At 49.4% G+C, this 18,446-nt stretch carries 19 protein-coding genes; 12 read left to right on the plus strand and 7 right to left on the minus strand.

Annotated features, from left to right (window positions below; all coding sequences use genetic code 11):
- The first annotated feature begins 32 nt into the window (after window positions 1–32).
- Both F566_RS0122145 and F566_RS34970 read left to right on the plus strand, forming a co-directional pair.
- Window positions 33–1,001, plus strand: a complete 969-nt coding sequence (locus F566_RS0122145) for a helix-turn-helix domain-containing protein (protein ID WP_020409228.1) — start codon at window positions 33–35, stop codon at window positions 999–1,001.
- Window positions 1,002–1,169: 168 nt separating this feature from the next.
- Window positions 1,170–2,252: an NAD(P)-dependent alcohol dehydrogenase gene (locus tag F566_RS34970; protein ID WP_245555287.1), complete on the plus strand. Its 1,083-nt coding sequence runs from the start codon at window positions 1,170–1,172 to the stop codon at window positions 2,250–2,252.
- Between the two features lie 98 nt (window positions 2,253–2,350).
- Here F566_RS34970 and F566_RS0122155 read toward each other — a convergent pair whose 3' ends face one another.
- Window positions 2,351–3,730, minus strand: a complete 1,380-nt coding sequence (locus tag F566_RS0122155; RefSeq protein WP_020409229.1) for a substrate-binding domain-containing protein — start codon at window positions 3,728–3,730, stop codon at window positions 2,351–2,353.
- Between the two features lie 290 nt (window positions 3,731–4,020).
- On the opposite strand from F566_RS0122155, the gene F566_RS0122160 reads away from it, so the two are divergent.
- The 6 genes from F566_RS0122160 to F566_RS0122180 all read left to right on the plus strand — a co-directional run bounded on the left by F566_RS0122160 (window position 4,021) and on the right by F566_RS0122180 (window position 7,875).
- Complete coding sequence (locus tag F566_RS0122160) at window positions 4,021–4,683, plus strand: Lcl C-terminal domain-containing protein (protein WP_157496999.1); 663 nt, start codon at window positions 4,021–4,023, stop codon at window positions 4,681–4,683.
- A gap of 40 nt (window positions 4,684–4,723) precedes the next feature.
- Window positions 4,724–5,722, plus strand: coding sequence for a serine/threonine protein kinase (locus tag F566_RS0122165; protein ID WP_020409231.1), 999 nt, complete (start codon window positions 4,724–4,726; stop codon window positions 5,720–5,722).
- Window positions 5,723–5,883: 161 nt separating this feature from the next.
- The gene (locus tag F566_RS38390; RefSeq protein ID WP_425402015.1) at window positions 5,884–6,255 is read left to right on the plus strand and encodes a hypothetical protein; all 372 of its coding nucleotides are present in this window, start codon (window positions 5,884–5,886) and stop codon (window positions 6,253–6,255) included.
- Complete coding sequence (locus tag F566_RS36445; RefSeq protein WP_425402016.1) at window positions 6,201–6,668, plus strand: hypothetical protein; 468 nt, start codon at window positions 6,201–6,203, stop codon at window positions 6,666–6,668. The genes F566_RS38390 and F566_RS36445 overlap by 55 nt, the downstream gene beginning before the upstream one ends.
- A 57-nt stretch (window positions 6,669–6,725) precedes the next feature.
- The gene (locus tag F566_RS38395) at window positions 6,726–6,902 is read left to right on the plus strand and encodes a fatty acid desaturase (protein ID WP_425402017.1); all 177 of its coding nucleotides are present in this window, start codon (window positions 6,726–6,728) and stop codon (window positions 6,900–6,902) included.
- 277 nt (window positions 6,903–7,179) lie between these two features.
- Window positions 7,180–7,875 carry a DUF2461 domain-containing protein gene (locus F566_RS0122180; RefSeq protein ID WP_020409233.1) on the plus strand — a complete coding sequence of 232 codons (696 nt, stop codon included), beginning with the start codon at window positions 7,180–7,182 and terminating at the stop codon, window positions 7,873–7,875.
- Window positions 7,876–7,994: 119 nt separating this feature from the next.
- On the opposite strand, the gene F566_RS0122185 is transcribed toward F566_RS0122180, so the two are convergent.
- From F566_RS0122185 to F566_RS0122200, 3 genes are all read right to left on the minus strand, one after another.
- Entirely contained in the window at window positions 7,995–9,101 is a 1,107-nt protein-coding gene (locus tag F566_RS0122185) for a branched-chain amino acid ABC transporter substrate-binding protein (RefSeq protein WP_020409234.1), read from the minus strand.
- A 106-nt stretch (window positions 9,102–9,207) separates the two neighbouring features.
- Window positions 9,208–11,052, minus strand: a complete 1,845-nt coding sequence (locus F566_RS0122190) for an ABC transporter ATP-binding protein (protein ID WP_020409235.1) — start codon at window positions 11,050–11,052, stop codon at window positions 9,208–9,210.
- A gap of 207 nt (window positions 11,053–11,259) precedes the next feature.
- Window positions 11,260–11,679 carry a DUF4399 domain-containing protein gene (locus tag F566_RS0122200; protein WP_026180228.1) on the minus strand — a complete coding sequence of 140 codons (420 nt, stop codon included), beginning with the start codon at window positions 11,677–11,679 and terminating at the stop codon, window positions 11,260–11,262.
- Window positions 11,680–11,846: 167 nt separating this feature from the next.
- Between F566_RS0122200 and F566_RS0122205 the strand changes: the two genes are divergently transcribed.
- A complete protein-coding gene (locus F566_RS0122205; protein ID WP_020409237.1) occupies window positions 11,847–12,500 on the plus strand; it encodes a DUF2959 domain-containing protein in 654 nt (217 codons plus the stop codon).
- Window positions 12,501–12,531: 31 nt separating this feature from the next.
- The gene (locus F566_RS0122210) at window positions 12,532–12,999 is read left to right on the plus strand and encodes an acyl-CoA thioesterase (protein ID WP_020409238.1); all 468 of its coding nucleotides are present in this window, start codon (window positions 12,532–12,534) and stop codon (window positions 12,997–12,999) included.
- A 36-nt stretch (window positions 13,000–13,035) separates the two neighbouring features.
- Here the strand turns inward: F566_RS0122210 and F566_RS0122215 are convergent, their stop codons facing one another.
- The 3 genes from F566_RS0122215 to F566_RS0122225 form a co-directional block, all read right to left on the minus strand.
- The gene (locus F566_RS0122215) at window positions 13,036–13,461 is read right to left on the minus strand and encodes a CBS domain-containing protein (protein WP_020409239.1); all 426 of its coding nucleotides are present in this window, start codon (window positions 13,459–13,461) and stop codon (window positions 13,036–13,038) included.
- Between the two features lie 110 nt (window positions 13,462–13,571).
- On the minus strand, window positions 13,572–15,041 hold the full coding sequence (locus F566_RS0122220) for a dihydrolipoyl dehydrogenase (RefSeq protein WP_020409240.1): 1,470 nt from the start codon (window positions 15,039–15,041) through the stop codon (window positions 13,572–13,574).
- A gap of 198 nt (window positions 15,042–15,239) precedes the next feature.
- Window positions 15,240–15,974, minus strand: coding sequence for a glutathione peroxidase (locus F566_RS0122225; protein ID WP_020409241.1), 735 nt, complete (start codon window positions 15,972–15,974; stop codon window positions 15,240–15,242).
- Between the two features lie 281 nt (window positions 15,975–16,255).
- Here F566_RS0122225 and F566_RS33765 point away from each other — a divergent pair, with 281 nt between their 5' ends.
- Both F566_RS33765 and F566_RS0122235 read left to right on the plus strand, forming a co-directional pair.
- The gene (locus tag F566_RS33765) at window positions 16,256–17,491 is read left to right on the plus strand and encodes an NAD(P)/FAD-dependent oxidoreductase (RefSeq protein ID WP_020409242.1); all 1,236 of its coding nucleotides are present in this window, start codon (window positions 16,256–16,258) and stop codon (window positions 17,489–17,491) included.
- Window positions 17,491–18,402 carry an RNA polymerase sigma-70 factor gene (locus tag F566_RS0122235; protein WP_020409243.1) on the plus strand — a complete coding sequence of 304 codons (912 nt, stop codon included), beginning with the start codon at window positions 17,491–17,493 and terminating at the stop codon, window positions 18,400–18,402. The genes F566_RS33765 and F566_RS0122235 overlap by 1 nt, the downstream gene beginning before the upstream one ends.
- The last annotated feature ends 44 nt before the right edge of the window (window positions 18,403–18,446 follow it).

Consider the following 18,446-nt stretch of genomic DNA (forward strand, 5'->3'; position numbering starts at 1 on the left):
CTGGTGGCAAACTTATTTCCAGAGGTGACCTCGTGGAAAATAATCCCCAGCTTTCAAAAAAACACCAGTTTCAGAAATCCCATCGACACTTGAAGCCCAGTCATTTCTTGAATCCCAGCGATTTCATGAAACCAGAGTATGAATGGGTAGAACAGTCCCACGACGAATCTATCCATTTTATTGAGCACGGTGCTCCAAGCCCGCTCATCCGATGGCATCACCATAAAGAATACGAGTTACACCTGGTCAGACATACCGCCGGCAAGTTTTTTGTTGGGGATCATATTGGCAGTTTTCGCCCCGGAAACCTGGTTCTTGTCGCACCGAACTTACCTCATAACTGGATCAGCGATCTGGAACCTGGACAAACCGTGGAAATTCGGGATCAGGTGGTTCACTTTTCGGCGGACCTTCTTCAGGGATTGCGGTCACAGTTGCCTGAGTTAAGGTCCCTGGAGCCCATGCTTGAGCGGGCCAAGCTAGGCATAGAGTTTCATGGCCAGGAAGTCGTCAGGCAGGCAACAGCGTTGTTTGATGAGCTTTCTGGCAGCAACGGGATGAAGCGCCTGTTAACCTTTCTGACTTTACTTGAGCTACTGGCAACCACCGATCAGTACCGAACCTTGTCCAGTGAATTTCATCAGCCATTGATCGATAAACCCAATCTCGACTGGTTGAACAAAGCCAACGACTACATTCTCGAACATTACGAGAGCGATATTTCACTAGAGGATATTGCTCAGTATATGGGAGTCAGCCCTGCCTACTTTTCAAAACAGTTCAAGCGGGTATCAGGTCACCGATTTGTGGATTTTGTTAACCGTTTGCGGGTGAATAAGGCGGCGGAATTATTGACTCACAGTCGTTTGCCAATCACCGAAATCTGCTTTGAAGTCGGCTACAACAACATTGCCAATTTCAATCGTCGTTTTCTTGAGATCAAGGGCCACACGCCCAGTGATTACCGTCGATCATTTATCCACGACCTGAAACGTTCATAGCGTCCTCGCCTGTCGTCACCATGGTGACGACAATAAAATACATAACTTCGTCCACCGGGTATTTGTCGGTTTTTCGGTAAAAGCTTCTAATGATCAAATACCAGTCACGTCACTCGACGTTGATTTCTGGATTTCATATTTATTGGATGATAAGAAGCACTGAATACTATGTATGCACAAGCACTTGTACTGGAAAAAGCCGGCACACTGACGATCCGGGATATTGAACTGGACCAGACCATGGGGAGTAATGAGGTTCGTATCGCGGTTAGGAATGTCGGGGTATGTGGAAGCGATGTTCACTATTACAAGCATGGTGCAATCGGTCCATTTGTCGTGCGTGAACCTATGGTTCTGGGACACGAGGCCTCCGGTGTGGTGATCGCCTGCGGCGATAAGGTGACTCACTTGAAGCCGGGTGATCGTGTCTGCATGGAGCCGGGCATACCTGACGTGAATTCACGGGCAGTGCTTGAAGGTAAGTACAATCTTGATCCCGCAGTCCGGTTTTGGGCCACTCCGCCTATTCACGGTTGCCTGACCCCGGAAGTGGTTCATCCTGCGGCGTTTAGCTTCAAGTTGCCCGACAATGTCAGTTTTTCTGAAGGGGCGCTGATCGAACCTCTGGCAACCGGGATGCAGGCAGCGGATAAGGCTCATATACGTCCTGGTGATATTGCTGTTGTGGTGGGTGCCGGTACGATTGGGATTCTGACCGCACTGGCGGCGGTGGCTGGTGGTTGCAGTAAAGTGATTGTGGCTGACCTCGTTCAGGAAAAGCTGGAAATTGCCGGCAGCTACGATGCGGTTATTCCGGTTAATATAGCTGAGCAGGATCTTGCTGAGGTCGTTGCGGAGCAAACAAACGGCTGGGGAGCCCAGGTTGTTTTTGAGGCTTCAGGAAGCCCCCAAGCATTTGAAAATCTGTGTGATGTTGCCTGCCCAGGCGGCTGTGTCGTTTTGGTGGGCATGCCTCCAGAACCCGTGTCATTAGACGTTGTCTCTGTGCAGGCGAAGGAGATCAGGATTGAATCGGTGTTTCGTTATGCAAATCAGTTTCCCCGTGCGTTGGCATTACTGAGCTCCGGTCAGCTTGATATCAAGCCTTTGATATCAGGAATTTTCCTTTCAGGGAAAGTATTGAGGCATTTGATCGTGCAGCCAGTGGACGTCCTGGTGATGTCAAAATCCAGATCAGTTTTGAATGATGTCTTAATGGCTACTTTGAAAGGGCAGTCACTGTTTGGATGAGGTGTCTGAGGAAGAAACGAAGACAGCCAGATGTACAGATGTCCCAATTTGGGGTCTGATCTGGCTGCCTGGAGTAGGGGGTTGGAACAGCGTTGGGGTTATCGTCTGATCCAGACTTCAACCCGGCCATTGCGGCTGGCACCGGTCTGACCACCGCTTTGCGCGACCTGCATATATTGACCGTATCCGGTAAACGCTTTTACCTCCACGCCATTTTTCTTCAGAGCTTTCTGTACAGACAATGCCCTCAACTCTGAAATCTGCTGGGCGCGAAATTCATTGGTCTGTTGGTCAGCAAATCCAATCAACATGAGATCCCGGGCTTCCCGGTTACTGTCTTTCAGGTAATCAACAATCCGCAGGATGTCTCTTTGCGCTTTATTATCAAGCTTGGTGCGACCTTCAGAAAAGCGGAAGTTGACTGACAGACGCTGATAATTGGCTGTCATGCGTTTGAAGGATTCCGGAACTGAATCACCCAAGTTGGGTTCAACTGCCAGAAGGTTTTGTTCTACAAAACCGGTTTTCCCTACAACAGTCTGTCCTTTGCTGGACAGTACAAACTCAATGAAGTCTTTAACCAGTGGGTTTTTAGGCTCACCCATGGTGTAAAAAAACAGGCGACGGGACAGAGGATAGTCTTCCGTTGCTATTGTCAGGCGGCTGGGCAGAATTGCCGGTGAGGTATCACTGTCCGCGACAGCAACCGCCTTGCTCTCCCGAATGCTGGCGAAGCCGGCAAACCCTATCCCACCTACATCCTGGCTGACATCGTCAGATAGCTGATCATTGGATTCATAGCGTTTGGCTGAAGCTACCAGCTTTTTATCACCCAGCACCAGTGATTTGAAAGTATCCCAGGTACCGGATGCTTCATCACGGGCGTAGACGTGAACGGCCTGATCTCTTCCGCCAACCTCTTTCCAATTTTTGATGGCACCAGAAAAAAGAAGATTGATTTGTTCTTTCGTCAGTTTTTCAACAGGATTCCGGGGATGAATCAGAATCGCCAATCCATCAATCGCAATGACGTGTTCGGACGACATCGAGGTCAAATCAGCCTGGCCCTTGAAAGCATCAATTTCTTTGCTTTTGGCCGGACGAGAAGCTGCCCAAATATCAGCCTTACCGGCAGACATTGCCTTGAAGCCTGTGCTTGAACCGTGTGCCGCCACCAGGACTCTGCCCTGCTGACTGTTTAGTTTTGCCATGACATAGCGTTCGTTTTCAACACTGGTAGCGGCAAGCTCAGGCTGAGCGGCTCCCTGGCTATTAAGGTAGTCTGTTAACAGAGCTGGAGCGAGGTGGGCTCCGATTGTGTTGGAACCATGAATAGCAAATAACGCATCTGGATTGGACTTTAGGGCCTTCTCCAAAGGTGTTGCAGACAGTGCCGGGGTGGCAGAAAAAAGAAATCCTGAAACAATCATCCATGGTGTAAATCGCATCCAGCGGGGCAGGCCAACCACATGAAGCATACTAAAAAACCTACTGGTGAGAAGTTCAGCGCGCGATCATATAGTGTTAATGTGTCAGTCTCAATGCTGCGTGACGGCTAATTGCAATTGATTGCGTGAACGATTGTAAATATCCGGAGTTTGTGGGGGGCTAATTGCGTAAACGTCGAATAGTGATCCTCATACTCATCGTTATTTTTGGGAGCCTCATTGCTTTCTGGCTGCAATGGATAATGTCTCCTACTCTCTCCATGAGAAAATCCGAGCCTCCCTCTCCTGCCCTATCGGCTAAACCTTCAAACCCTGAATCTATGAGATCAGAAAATTTGCTGGTACAGGATCAATCAGGACCACAGCCAGAGCGATTCTATAAAGTGAATTATGACGGGGAGCTTCTCGAGCCAAATGCGGATTTCTGGTCTTGTGTCTATGACAGCTCGACGGGTCTGCTATGGGAAGTTAAACGCGATGATGGTGGCTGGCAGGATCGGGAGAACACCTATTCCTGGTACTTTTCTATAGGAGAAGGGTCTATAGGAGAAGGGCCTATAGGAGAAAGATCTATGGGAGCAGGACCTATGGAAGAAGAGCCCATGAAAGAAAAACCGATGATAGAAGGCGTCCAGGATCAGGGGGATTGCTATGGCACCCGTTGTGACACTGACGGGTATGTCGAGGAAATGCGTCTTGAGGGACTCTGCGGGACAGAGGATTGGCGGCTTCCGGAAGCACATGAACTCCGGCTCCTGGACCATCCGGTCAACTATTATCCGGATATCGATACCCGTTATTTTTCGCAGACGATGTCTGGACGGTACTGGACGCGTACCGAAGTGCCGGAAAGACCGAGTCTGGCATGGTCGGTAGACTTTCATAATGGTTTTCCCTATATCGCAGAGAAACGACTGACTTTTCACGTTCGTCTGGTGGCAGAAGCTAACTGGCTGAATGACATCTTTAATGAAGATCCCTAGACTGTGGTCTTGTTATCTTTAAAACCAGGCTGGCGACTTAATGACCTCAATATCGGGCAATCTACATCCTTTTGAATCCCTCACTCCCGAATTTATTCTTAACGCAGTGGAGGCGGAAGGGCTATGGTGTGACGGCCGTATATTTCCTCTCAACAGCTATGAAAACCGGGTATATCAGGTCGGTATCGAAGAATCTGTACCCTTGATTGCCAAGTTTTATCGTCCGGAAAGATGGAGTTATGACCAAATCAAGGAAGAGCACGACTATACCTTCGAACTTGAGAGTCACGAGCTTCCCGTGGTGACGCCTATCCGTAGGGATAATGGGGAAAGTGTCCGCTACTACGAAGGCTTCTATTTCTCTTTATACCCCCGCAAGGGAGGGCATGCGCCAGAATTGGACCAGCTGGATAATCTGTTTATTCTGGGTCGTCTGATGGGGCGCATTCATGCGGTGTCTGCGACAGCCGCTTTCCAGTACCGCCCGACCATTGATGTGCGTTCGTATGGGGAGGAATGTGTTGAGTATGTCTGCCAGAACTTTATTCCGAACAGTCTGAAATCGGCCTACGGATCATTAACCCGTGATCTTCTTGCGATTCTCAAAGAACGCTTGGGAGAGGAATACGCCGCCAGTTGTATCCGAACCCATGGGGATTGCCATATCGGAAATATGCTGTGGCGGGATGAACTGGTGCATTTTGTCGACTTCGATGATTCGCGCATGGCGCCGGCCATCCAGGATATGTGGATGCTGCTCTCGGGTGAGAGACACCACCAAGTACAGCAACTCAGTGAAATTGTGGATGGCTACAATGAGTTCTACGAGTTTCCGCTACAACAACTTAAATGGATTGAGCCTTTACGCACTTTGCGTATGTTGCATTACTGTGCCTGGCTGGCCCGTCGCTGGGAGGATCCCGCATTCCCCCGCAACTTTCCCTGGTTCAATACTGAAAGATACTGGGGGGAGCACATCCTGGAATTACGGGAGCAATTAGCGTTACTGGACGAAGCTCCACTGGCATTGCCGCTCTAGCCGATTATCTTTATTGAGACTATCTTTATAAAGAAGAGGTTCTTGAAAATCTGTTCCCTATGGAAGGCGAGAGAAATTGAGCGGCATAACCCGGAGATTTACCGGCAATAATGGTCGCTGTCCTGAAACCATGAATGACACCGGGTTGGCGGGAGATCAGAATGAGGTTTACGGCAATTATCCTTACCTTGGCTCTACTATGGTCTGGAGTCGCAGGGGCTGAAACGGTATTAAGAATATCCGTTGGGAACTGGGAGCCTTATATCGGCCAGGACCTCCCTGACGAAGGGATGGCGGCAGTTATTCTTCGGGAAAGTCTGGCCAACGTCGGTTATGACGTGGAACTGGTTTTCTGCCTTGGAAACGAGCCTTCGGGGAGGCCGAGGAAGGCCACTATGATGCCAGCTACCTATGGGCTGATCGGGAAGAAAGGCGCGAACATTTCTACTACAGCATTCCCGTTATTGTCACTTCCAATGTGTTCTTCTATCGTCGTGGAGGTGATTTTGACTGGGACAGTTATGATGATCTGAGCCGCTACAATATCGGCGGTGTCCTGGGGTACCAGTATTCAAAAGAGTGGGTGGAGGCTGTTGAATCAAGAAAGTTCCACCCTATTATGATTAATTCCGACAAGATCGGCTTTGATATGCTGAAAGTTGGTCGTTTGGATGCTTTTCCTGCCTCGTATCTGGTTGGACTGGATATTCTCAGAACGGATTTTTCTGAACAGCAAAGAAGCAACATACTGGTCCATCGACGAAAAATTACCGTACATGGCCTGCACCTTATCGTACCGCGGTCTCTGGCCAATGGTAGGGAAATCGTAACCGATTTTAATCGCGGTTACTCCAAGCTGGCGAAGGAAGGTCGATTCAGGGAAGTTGCCATTCAATACCTGAGTCTTGAAAGAGAAGACGGTACCAGTAATGTCCTGCCAGAATAACCTCTATAAATACTTATTCTGGGAATCTGGCAGCTTTTAAAAAGACAAAAACGCCTGATATTTGCTCCTCATGGTGTTAATTATCATTGTGAGCATCATGCTATGCCGACGGTTCCTGCTTATCATCTACCCCGCATGCATAAATTGCTGAAAGAGAGAGGCTTCTATCAGCAACATTCGAGTACCGTTGTTCAGAGGGTCCCGGCGGTGATACGCCACGCGATGTCGGCCTAGCAACCTGCTAGAGCTTCATAGATGTGATGTCGGCAATCCCAAAGGGCTTCTCTCATCCAGGAAATTAATACAGAATTCTGTCTAGCCGTCTAAGGTAGTCTGGACTGTTGTTTCTGGCCGGGATGAAGGATGGCCAGTGAAGCACGGCTTTCAACCTCCACGGCGCCACTGAAGAACGACTTGTGCTGCCGTTAAGGCTTCTAACGTTTTTTAGAAGTGTCCGCAGTATTGGGGTAAAACCTCTAAGGCAGCATTTGATAAGAAGGAATCGCTTACCATGGCTACGGCATTTTCTGCATTCAGCCCTTCATTTTTGAGTTTCTTTAACGACCTTGTCGATAACAATAACCGTGACTGGTTCAACGGAAATAAAGATAGATACAGGGAGGACGTGCAACAGCCTCTGGTCAGTTTTATTGAGGCAATGGAGCCGGAGTTGATGAAAGTGTCTCCCTATTTTGTCGCAGATTCTCGTTTGAACGGTGGGTCTATTTTTCGAATATACCGGGATACTCGATTTTCAAAGGACAAAACACCCTATAAGACTCATGCTTCCGCCCAATTCCGCCATCAGTTCTACAAGAACGTCCATACACCGGGTTTCTATGTGCACTTTGGTACTGACAAGTTGATATGTGGTGGTGGAATATGGATGCCGGAACCGAAAACCTTATTGAAGATCCGCGAACGAATTCGGGACAAGCCGGAACAGTGGGAGCAAGTATTAAGTAATAAAAAACTGTTGAAGGTTCATGGCGGTGTATCAGGTGAAAGTTTAAGTCGCCCGCCAAGAGGATTCTCGGTGGATGAACCTCATATTGAGGATATTAAAAGGAAAAGCTTTTTCGCCATGACGGAATATCCGGCAAATCAGGCAGAACAACCAGGTCTTGTTAAAAATGTTGCTGGCGCATTTGCGGCAGCTGGACCGTTGGTGCAGTTCCTGTGTGAGGCGATGGACGTGCCTTATTAAAAGACGGGTTCTGAGTTTAGAGTCAACGTTGTTCAGGGCATGACATAGACCTGGGGTATATCAATAAAAAAGGGCTGGAAGACCAGCCCCTTTTAAGGTGTGTCGAACAGACTCAGGTGTTATAACGGTGTTGAAGTACCGTCCTGATGCCATTTGAACAAGCCAAATTCGAAGCCTTTCAAGTCACCTTTATCGTCCCAGGTCAAAGGACCCATGGCTGTTTCGATTGTTTCGGAGCGCAGAACGTCAGCCACTTTGGTGGAATCGTCCGCACCGACTTTGCTCATTGCGTGGGCCATTGCCTGCACGGCGGCAACGCTGGTCCAGACGAATGGGCCTGTGGGATCCTGACCTTTGGCTTTCATCATGTCCACGATGTTGCTGTTACGTGGATCCAGGTCGTAACGGGAAGGTAGGGTCACAATCAGGCCTTCTGAAGCTTCACCGGCAATCGCGGAGATTTCTTTGTTACCCACGGCTTCAGGCCCCATAAATTGTGGGTTGAAACCTGAGGCCTGGCTTTGACGAAGGATCTGGCCCAGCTCAGGGTGGTAGCCCCCGTAGTAAACCAAATCAACGTTGTCTTTCTTCAGTTTGGCGATCAAAGAAGAGAAGTCTTTATCACCGACGGTGACGCCTTCAAAAGCCACCACTTTAACACCTGCTGTATCCAGACTGGCTTTTACGGCACTGGCAATACCTTCACCATATTGTTGCTTGTCATGAATAATCGCAACACGGTTGGGCTTGAGTTCTTCAGCAATATATTTTGCGGCGGTAGGGCCTTGAGCGGAGTCTAGACCAATGGTGCGGAAGATGTACTGGTGTCCGCGCTCAGTAATCGTCGGGTTCGTGGAACAGGTGACTGCCAGTACTCCTTCATCTTCATAGACATCGGTGGCAGGTTGTGTGGAGCTGGAGCACAAGTGACCAACGACGAACTGAAGACCGTCGTTTACCACTTTGTTCGCCACAGCAACGGCTTGTTTGGGTTCACAGGCGTCGTCATATTCAATGGCTTCGAGCATCATGCCATTGACACCTCCAGCCTTGTTTATCATTTCGATGGCAGCGTGAGTTCCATTGAACTGCATTTCCCCGTACTGGGAAACAGAACCGGTTTGTGGCCCGGCAATACCAATTTTAATTGTGTCGGCAGCGTTGACGGAAAGGCTGAGACCAATCCCAGCAACAAGAGCGGTTAAAGAACGCAACTTGAATGTCATAGGTTTATTCCTAAGTGTTATTGTTAACATAATGTGACGATCACCGAGTAAGCCGGTAAAAATCGCTCAGGTCTATAGCGTAAAACCCTTATATAATTTGTCTGCGTCAAGTGACTGCAGGATCAGAAAATGGTGGGGCGTCTTTTGCCGCTACATCATCGTGCTCAAGAAGGCCGCCAGTCTGCACTTGCCACTGCGACCAATAAGCTCCCCGACGTTCCAGAAGCGATTCATGATTCCCCTGCTCTACGACCCTACCCTGCTCCAATACGACAATATTTTCTGCATGGACGATGGTCGACAGGCGGTGGGCAATCATCACAATAGTGCGTCCGTGGGCAATGCGTTTCAATGAGCGTTGAATTGCGGCTTCGGTTTCATTGTCCACAGCACTGGTGGCTTCATCCAAAACCAGAATGGGTGGATCTTTCAACAAAGCTCTGGCAAGAGACAACCGCTGTCGCTGACCTCCGGAGAGCTTAACCCCTCTTTCGCCGACTGGTGTATCCAAGCCTTCCGGCAGGCGCTGAATAAACTCCCAGGCTTCGGCGGTTTTCGCTGCGTCAATGATCGCATCATCCTCAGCGCCAGGTTTGCCGTAGGCAATATTGTCTCGGATCGTGCCTTCAAACAGGAATACATCCTGGCTGACCAGACCGATGGCGCCTCGAAGGACTTTCAAAGGGAGTTGTTCAATTGGGATTCCATCGAGATCAATGTGGCCGGATTGGGGACGATAGAATCGCAACAATAGCTTAATGAGAGTGGATTTACCCGAACCTGTTGCACCAACCAGTGCCAGAGTGGTTCCGGCTTTGACCTCCAGATCAATTCCCTGCACGCCGCCTGCTCCGGCAGCGTATTCAAAGTTGACCTTGCGGAAACTGACTTCACCTTTAATCGGGTTTTCTGGTGTCTGGGTTCCTTCATCCCTGACATCAATGGGGGTTTCTATCAGTCCAAGTATGCGGCGTGTGCTGGCCATGGCCCGTTCAAACAAGTCAACGGTTTGTGCCAGATTGGTGAGCGGCCAGAGCAGCCTTTGGGTCAGGAATACGAGTACACCATAGGCGCCAACATTGAGGCTCCCTTCCAGGGCCATAAACCCGCCGATCGTAAATGTCGCCAGAAAACCTGCCAGGATGGCCATACGGATCACGGGGATAAACGCAGAACTGACAGCGATCGCCTTGCGATTAGCTTCTACGTAGCGCTCACTGCTGTCCCGGAGCCGTTCTGATTCCATTGGTTCTGCAGTGAAACTCTTGATTGTGGCGATACCGCCAATGTTGTTTGCCAGTCGGGAGGCAAGTCCACCAACCTGGTCCCGAACATCTGCATATAAAGGCGTCGCTTTGCGGAGGAAATAGAATGCCCCCCAGATAATAATGGGGATCGGTGTAAACGCCAGCAGAGCTATCACGGGAGACAGAACAAAGAATACACCGCCAACGGCAACGACAGTGACGAAAACCTGAATCAGATTATTGGCACCACCGTCGAGGAATCGCTCCAGCTGGTTGACGTCATCATTCAGAACCGACACCAGTTGCCCGGAACTCCGGGCTTCAAAGAACGACATATCCAGTTTTTGAATATGGTCATAGGCATCCTGCCGCAGATCCGACTGTAGACGCTGCCCCAGATTGCGCCAAAGAATCAGGTGCAGGTATTCAAACAGGGATTCACCCGCCCAGATCAAAAACGTCAGAATCCCCAGAACGATGATCTGTTCCTTCGCGCTGGTAAATCCCAATGCGGCGACGAAACTTTCCTCTTTGTTGACCACCACATCAATGGCGATACCAATGAGAATCTCCGGTGCAATATCAAACAATTTATTGATAATCGAACACAGACTGGCGGAAATTATCCGACGGCGGTAACCACGCGCGTAGCGCAACAGACTGAGCAAAGCCTGAAAACTGGAAAGATGAGCAGTGGACGACATGATAAGCTCTTTGAAATAGAGTGTGATAAGAAATGGCTAATAAGCTAAGCCTTTGTAAAATTTATGCAAGTGGGAATATTAATGATTACAGATTCTGGTTTGCATTAGTGCCAGAATTTCAGACGGCTCTCCTGATAATAGAGCAGGATTTCCGTCTGAAAATATTTAACTATTGAATAACAGTGTTTAGACCGCTTAATTAAAGTGTTATTCCACCATAATCGTTATCTCATCAGCGACCACTTCCGGACTGTTCGGTTGATGGAAGTGATCGGTGAGGAGTAACGTCAGGGTGTGCTGACCAGGAGTGAGTTTGATGGAAACCTGAGTTTTGCCATCAAAATAGGTCACTCCGCCGCCCATGGGTTGGGTCATGTCCGGCATTTTTCCGTCAATCAACATGTGATGATGTCCGGCCTTTAGTTTTTTTTCTCTTGCGTTAGCCTCTTCCAGTCCTTGTAGTCCGAGTTGAATTGTCACGGGAGAGGAGACGGTGGCGCCATCGACAGGTGAGATAATGTAGTATTGCGCCCCTTCTTCCACAGATGTGGCTGAAAAAGCGGTGAGAGGCAATGCGAGAGTGGTCAGAGATAAACCGGCGGCAAAGTATAAAACTTTGGTGTTCATAGCATAGTCCTTTAATCTGGTATAAATTCTGTCCATAAGCGGTAGAAAAAATCGAACCTCCTAAATGGAGCGCACAATATAGTGACACCGCAATGTTAAATCTAGGGTATACCCTAGGTAAATGTGAGCTAATAAATTCAACACTTTATAACGAAATAGGGCAAAAAATGATCCGTAAATATTGGCATCTGGGCTGGGTGGTATTCACCGTTTTAACTCTGAGTGCGTGCCAAAGTGCTTATTACAGCGCCATGGAGAAAGTGGGGATTCACAAACGGGATATTATGGTGGATCGGGTGGAAGAAGCCCGGGATGCACAACAGGACGCGAAGGAAGAATTTTCCTCAGCTCTGGATCAATTTCAGCAAATGTTTGGGAAACCGGATACTGATTTGCAGGATCAGTATGACCGTTTGAATGCCGCATATGAAGATAGTGAGGAAGCGGCAGACGATGTTCGCAAGCGCATTGATTCCGTGGAAGACGTGTCTGAAGCTTTGTTTGAAGAGTGGGAAGAAGAACTGGAGTTGTATACCAGCAGCAAGTTGCGTCAGGACAGTGCCAACAAGCTTAGAAATACCAAGCGCAAATATGCCACACTCATCAGTGCCATGCGTGCCGCTGAGAAGCGAATGGACCCGGTACTGAATGCCCTTCGTGATCAGGTCCTGTACTTGAAACATAATCTCAACGCCCGGGCAATTGACGGTCTCAAGGGTGAATTGAAATCGGTGGAAACCAATGTGGCGCGTCTGATTCAGGATATGGAAAAGTCGATTGCCGAATCTGAAGCCTTTATCGCGGACTTGCAGGAAAGTTAGGATTGCAGAAAAGTTAGGAGTAGTGCCGATAATGGCTGCGGATATTGAGTGGGATATGCCCATCCCCCATGTCATGGAAATATTGGTCACAGAAGAGGATACAGATCGTCTGGGCCATACCAACAACACGGCCTATCTGAAATGGATGGAAGAGGTGAGCTGGGATCACATTAGTCCGATAGGGATGGATTGGCAGGCCCACGAGGATTCGGGCAAAGCGATGGCCATTACCAGGACAGAAATCGACTATCTCGCCAGTGCATATGCAGACGATAAGTTAGTGATCGGGACCTGGATTACCGGGTGTGACGGTCGATTGACATCATCCAGGCAGTTTCAGATCGTGCGCCACAGTGATGGGCGCACTCTGGTAAGAGCCAAGTGCCGATATGCCTGTATCGACATGACCAGCGGTCGCCCGGCTCGTATGCCCAAGGCCTTTATTGAATGCCATCGACGGGCAATGGAGGCCCATGGCCTCCCGCAGTCATCCGAGTAAGTCGCCGAAGCTCACTCCTATAAGCGTTCAATGAAGCTAGGCGGCGCGTCTTTTCCGCTTAGATGAGGACTGCTGATCATAGAGGGCCCGCAGTACGTTACCCCGTGAGATCACACCCACCAGTTTGCCATCGTCGACGACTGGATATACTTTCGGCGTGTGGTCCTCCATGAAATGGGCGAGATCGATGATGCTGTCGTCAGGCTTCAGCGTCATGGCTTCCTGTCTCATGACATCGTTGACCGTTGTGGCCTCTTCTGCATGATAACTGCTGTTCAGCAGGCTTTTGATGCAGTCCTTCTCAGATATAAAGCCCAGAACTTCTTTTTTGTCGTTGATGACCGGTGCTCCTGTGACACCTTTGTTCAGCAGGACCTGCACAACCTTGGTAAGTGGTGTATTGCAGTAAATCACTGCTGGTTGGCGATCCATGAAGTCACTGACCAGAATGTGTTCGTTCATTGCCTATCTCCCTTTACATGGGTTGGGTGGGGTAGCAGAGCTACCCGGCCCGACACAGCTCTCAACTATGAGCATAGCTGAAACTGTGTATGACTAAAAATTGTACACCTTTATGCGCCTGGACCACAGTCCATGCATCGTTCGATGACTGCCGGACCAAGTTGCAGATTACTGTTGAGATCACGTAGAGCCGTTCTGACGCCTTCTTCTATCACTGGATGATAAAATGGCAGTTCCAGAATCTCGGAGACCGTCAGTCGGCGTTGTGCCACCCAGCTCAGCAGGTGGGCGATATGCTCGGCACCCGGTCCGATCATCTCGGCACCGAGGAATAAACCGGTACCCTGCTCGCCATAAACTTTCAGTAAGCCGACATTTTTTCCCATTACCCGGCTACGTCCCTGATCCTCAAATGAGACGTGCCCAGTGGCATAACAACTTCGGCAGCGTTCCTGTACTTCCAGAATCGATAGCCCGATGTTGGCAATTTGCGGATCGCTGAATACAACGCCCAATGCTGTGCGACGTTTTCCAGACCGAACATCAGGAAAGCGGCCCGCATTAGCGCCTGCAATGCGACCTTCATCCGCTGCTTCATGCAGCAGCGGCAAGTCATTGTTGGCGTCTCCCGCCATGAAAATATGTCCGGGAACACTGTTGCCGTCTTCTGTACTACTGCGGGTCTGCAAGGTGTATCGGTCAAAAACCGGGACTCCTCGCTCATCCAGTCGGATTCCCGCATTTTCGATGCCGATATTGTCAACATTCGGGCGGCGCCCTGTGGCTGCCAGCACATAATCAAAGGTTTCTGTGATCAAACCTTTCTCACGATGCTGATAAGTAATTTCAACCCCCTTTTCTGTTCGCTCAAGGCTTTCCACCTTGGCGTCCGGATCCAGGTAAAACTCCCGATTAATTACTTTTTCGGCGTAATCGCGGATTTCCGGGTCTTTGATAGGTCCAATCGCGCCACCGACACCAAACATGCGGACATCTACGCCCAATCTTGATAAAGCCTGGCCCAACTCCAACCCAATCACACCAGGGCCAAACACGGCGACACTTGTCGGTAGATCATCCCAATCGAAGACATCATCATTGACGATCAGACGATTTCCGGCACCGTGTAGAAAGCCTGGAATGTTCGGCCTTGAACCTGTTGCAATCACAATCCTTTTGGCTTCAACTAGTAAGTCTTCACCGACCTTCAAAGTATTAGGGCCCGTGAACTGGGCATACCCCATGACCTTATGTTCTTCTTTGAACCCGGCAACAGATTCCTTCACGAAACCTACAAAGCGGTCCCGTTCAGAACGTACTCTCTGCATGACTTTGCGGCCGTCTATCTCCGGTTCATTGGAAGCGACTCCAAACAAATCCGAGTGACGGTGGTGATGGGCTGCTTCAGCCGCTGCAATTAACAGCTTGCTGGGCATACAACCGACTCGGGCACAGGTTGTCCCATACTGGTCTCCCTCTATCAAAAGAATACTGTCTGTGTGTTCTCGCGCGGCACGGTATGCGCCCATGCCTGCCGTTCCTGCGCCGATAATGGCGACATCAACCTGTTTCGTGATCATGGGGAAGTCCTGTTAGCTGGTGTTCCTGTGTTGTTCGCGTTTCATCGACGGGTCTACATAGAGAGTAGACCCGATCAGAGGAAAATAATTCCCGATAGTATGCATAGTTAGCGCACGTAGATACTGTGGTCGTAATGTCTACGTAAAGCTGACGTCCCTGTCTTGCTGCCATGGAAATGTTTGGCTGGATGAGTCTTCTCAGGCGGAGAAGTAAGCTTCCAGATCATCTGCACCGCCTACGCGGTTACCATCGATGTATACCTGAGGTGTTGTACCCATACCGGTGACGGCTTGCAGAGAGCTGTAGCTGAGTCCGTTAACCCCCAGGGTGATGGACTCAAAGCTGATGCCACGATCCGTCAACAGTTTGTGTGCTCGGGCACAGTGTGGACATCCTGGTTTGCTGAACACGGTGACTCGCTGGGGCAGCTTGGCTTCCGCATTGATGTGGTTCAGCATGGTGTCTGCATCACTAACCTGGAATGGATCGCCAGGAACATCGGGCTCAATGAACATCTTTTCGATAATGCCGTTCTTCACCAGCATGCTGTAACGCCAGGTGCGTTTACCGAAACCGAGGTCTTTCTTCTCAACCAGCATGCCCATCCCTTCGGAGAAATCACCGTTACCGTCAGCCAGGAAATGAATGTTGTCGGCCTTCTGATCTTCCTTCCAGGCGTTCATGACAAAGGTATCGTTGACGGAAAGACAAATAATGTCGTCGACGCCATTGTCTTTGAATACCGGTGCCAGCTCGTTGTAGCGCGGCAGGTGAGTGGAAGAACAAGTTGGTGTGAAGGCACCGGGTAAAGCAAAAAGAATGACGGTTTTATTAGCAAACAGATCATCCGTGGTGACTTGAATCCACTGATCTCCGTCACGCAGGTTGAATGTAACGTCTGGGACTCTCTGACCTTCTCGATTCGCTAACATGCTGTACTCCTAAATGATTGTATGGATTGGTGTGTCCTGAAAATGTGATCTTGAAACCTGATCTTGAAAACAGGTGGAATTATAGGTATTACCTATATTTTTTATAAAATTGTTAGTTTCTAACTATTTAATAGGGATTAGCTATCAATATATAAAAATCGATAGATAAATGGTTGTCACATTCTGTCCTTCCTGTTCGTCAAAGATTAAAAAACCGCCGGAATGGATTTGTCCGGCTCGGAAGTACTTGTCTCAGTCTTATCATTCAGGAGAAGCAACTCGTGACAGCACAGCCTAAGAAGGTAAAAGTATTGGTATTGGGAGGAGGATATGCCGGCCTGATGGCAGTCAGTCGGTTAAGACAATCCCGGCAGCCTGTGGATATCACTCTTGTGGACTCAAAACCCTATTTCGAACAGCGCATTCGTCTGCACGAGGTGATGGCGGGTAAACAGGTAGACAGACTGGATTATCGGAAAGTCCTTAATCAGGCCGGTGTGACCTTTATTCAGGCCCGAGTCGTGGCAATCAAAGCGGAAGAAAAGCAGGTACTGGTGGATTCCAAGGAAGGCGAACGATCCAAACCCTACGATATTCTGGTGTATGCACTCGGAAGTTCAATGAATGAAACGGCGGTGCCCGGTGTGCAGGAGTTTGCCTATTGCATCAATACCTACCAACAGGCGACTGCGTTATCTGAAAAGCTGTCTGCTGTCGATAAGGTAACAGTGATTGGCGGTGGCCTGAGTGCTATTGAAATTTCCAGCGAATTGGCAGAAGCCTATCCTCAACTAACTGTGCAGATGGTATGTCGTGGCAAGGTTGCAGAGGATTACCTTGATGAGGCTCGTGAATATCTGATGGATCGATTTCGCAATCTGGGCGTCCAGGTATATGAAGAGCAGACGGTAGAAGAAATCCAGGCCTCATGTTGTCGACTCGGGAATGGGGAGCGACTGGATCATGGGTTGTGTATCTGGGCCGGCGGTTTTACGGTATCGCCTCTGGCGATGCAATCTGGCCTTGAGGTCGACGATATTGGGCGTGTTGTGACGGATCCCTGTCTCCGCGCTGTCTCAGATAACGCCATATATGCAGTGGGAGATGCTGCCAGAATTATGGGAAAGCACAATAAACCCCATCGCATGGGGTGTGTGACAGCCATGCCCCACGGCGCCTATGTCGGCGAATCGATAAAGAGGCGCTTAGCCAGGCGACCGATTAAACCATTTCGTTTTCGCTATGTTTTTCGCTGCCTGTCATTGGCACGGACAGGCGGATTAATTCAATTTACCGATGAATATGACCGGCCTACAAAACTATTTCTTTCCCGATTCCTGGGGCGCCGGATAAAAGAATGGATATGTCGGATGACCTTTTATTCCGTGAAGTGGGAGTTGTCCACAGGGTTGCCTTTGTACATGTGGCTGAAAGGTACGGCCTCTGGGTTGTATGAAAGCGATGGAATACCGCCAAGAGCCAATGGGGTACAATCCGGCACTATGGAGGAAGTCTGATGCGCATAAATTCTGAAGTCTCCGGTCATAGCACCGAACGGACAGATCACCATTTATTGTTTGAAGAGCAACGTTCATTGCTGTTTGCCATTGCCTATCGAATGACCGGCTCTGTCGTTGAAACCGAAGACATTCTGCAGGATGCCTATCTTCGCTGGCACGACGTGGATCTGTCTTCCCTTGAGTCACCTGCGGCCTATCTGAAAACTATCGTATCAAGACTGTCCATTGATCATTTGAGAAGGGACAAGAATCGTCAGGAATACATTGGTCCCTGGTTGCCCGAGCCTCTCGCTCAACCTGAGCCGGAATTACCCTGTCCTGCAGAAAGAACCGAGTTGTACCAGTCTTTATCCATGGCTTTTATGCATCTGCTGGAAAAGCTCACACCGGTGGAGCGCGCAGTGTTTGTACTGCGTGAAGCGTTTGGGTTTGATCATCTTGAAGTCTCCCGAATTGTGGAAAAGTCCACTGCCAACTGTCGCCAGATTGAGCGCCGTGCCCGGCAGGCGTTGAAACTGGATCGTTCCAGGTTTGAAGCGCCGACCGATCAACATCAGGCGCTCCTGAGTGAATTTGTCAGTGCTTTGGCTGGTGGTGATGACAAGAAGCTGCTTTCGATTCTGGCGGAGGATGCCATTCTCTACTCGGATGGTGGCGGTAAGGTGCTTGCCACCATTCGCCCACTCTATGGAGCCGAACGGATTCTGGAATTGGTCCGTATGGTCCGCCGTCGCACGACACCCGAAAATCGTTTTTGCATTCGAGAGGTCAATGGAGAGCCTGCTGTCCTTCTTTATGATGGCGACGAGATAGAATCCTGTATTCATTTGGCTTGGAGCGGTAATAAGGTGAGTAATGTCTATGTTGTTCGGAATCCGGATAAACTAAAAGGGTTAATGGCGGAATAACCGAGGAGCAAGATAAAGCGACATTTCTCACAAAATATTCCGGT

It is taken from the genome of Hahella ganghwensis DSM 17046 (assembly GCF_000376785.1).
Lineage (GTDB): Bacteria > Pseudomonadota > Gammaproteobacteria > Pseudomonadales > Oleiphilaceae > Hahella > Hahella ganghwensis.

Bases quoted from the DNA above. Each gene is read 5' to 3' on its own strand.
- F566_RS0122225 (WP_020409241.1), bottom strand. From the start codon at position 15,974: ATGTTAGCGAATCGAGAAGGTCAGAGAGTCCCAGACGTTACATTCAAC.
- F566_RS0122155 (WP_020409229.1), bottom strand. From the start codon at position 3,730: ATGCTTCATGTGGTTGGCCTGCCCCGCTGGATGCGATTTACACCATGG.
- F566_RS34970 (WP_245555287.1), top strand. From the start codon at position 1,170: ATGTATGCACAAGCACTTGTACTGGAAAAAGCCGGCACACTGACGATC.
- F566_RS0122160 (WP_157496999.1), top strand. From the start codon at position 4,021: ATGAGATCAGAAAATTTGCTGGTACAGGATCAATCAGGACCACAGCCA.
- F566_RS38390 (WP_425402015.1), top strand. From the start codon at position 5,884: ATGAGGTTTACGGCAATTATCCTTACCTTGGCTCTACTATGGTCTGGA.
- F566_RS0122205 (WP_020409237.1), top strand. From the start codon at position 11,847: ATGATCCGTAAATATTGGCATCTGGGCTGGGTGGTATTCACCGTTTTA.
- F566_RS0122215 (WP_020409239.1), bottom strand. From the start codon at position 13,461: ATGAACGAACACATTCTGGTCAGTGACTTCATGGATCGCCAACCAGCA.
- F566_RS0122200 (WP_026180228.1), bottom strand. From the start codon at position 11,679: ATGAACACCAAAGTTTTATACTTTGCCGCCGGTTTATCTCTGACCACT.
- F566_RS0122165 (WP_020409231.1), top strand. From the start codon at position 4,724: ATGACCTCAATATCGGGCAATCTACATCCTTTTGAATCCCTCACTCCC.
- F566_RS0122190 (WP_020409235.1), bottom strand. From the start codon at position 11,052: ATGTCGTCCACTGCTCATCTTTCCAGTTTTCAGGCTTTGCTCAGTCTG.
- F566_RS0122180 (WP_020409233.1), top strand. From the start codon at position 7,180: ATGGCTACGGCATTTTCTGCATTCAGCCCTTCATTTTTGAGTTTCTTT.
- F566_RS0122235 (WP_020409243.1), top strand. From the start codon at position 17,491: ATGCGCATAAATTCTGAAGTCTCCGGTCATAGCACCGAACGGACAGAT.
- F566_RS0122220 (WP_020409240.1), bottom strand. From the start codon at position 15,041: ATGATCACGAAACAGGTTGATGTCGCCATTATCGGCGCAGGAACGGCA.
- F566_RS0122210 (WP_020409238.1), top strand. From the start codon at position 12,532: ATGGCTGCGGATATTGAGTGGGATATGCCCATCCCCCATGTCATGGAA.
- F566_RS0122185 (WP_020409234.1), bottom strand. From the start codon at position 9,101: ATGACATTCAAGTTGCGTTCTTTAACCGCTCTTGTTGCTGGGATTGGT.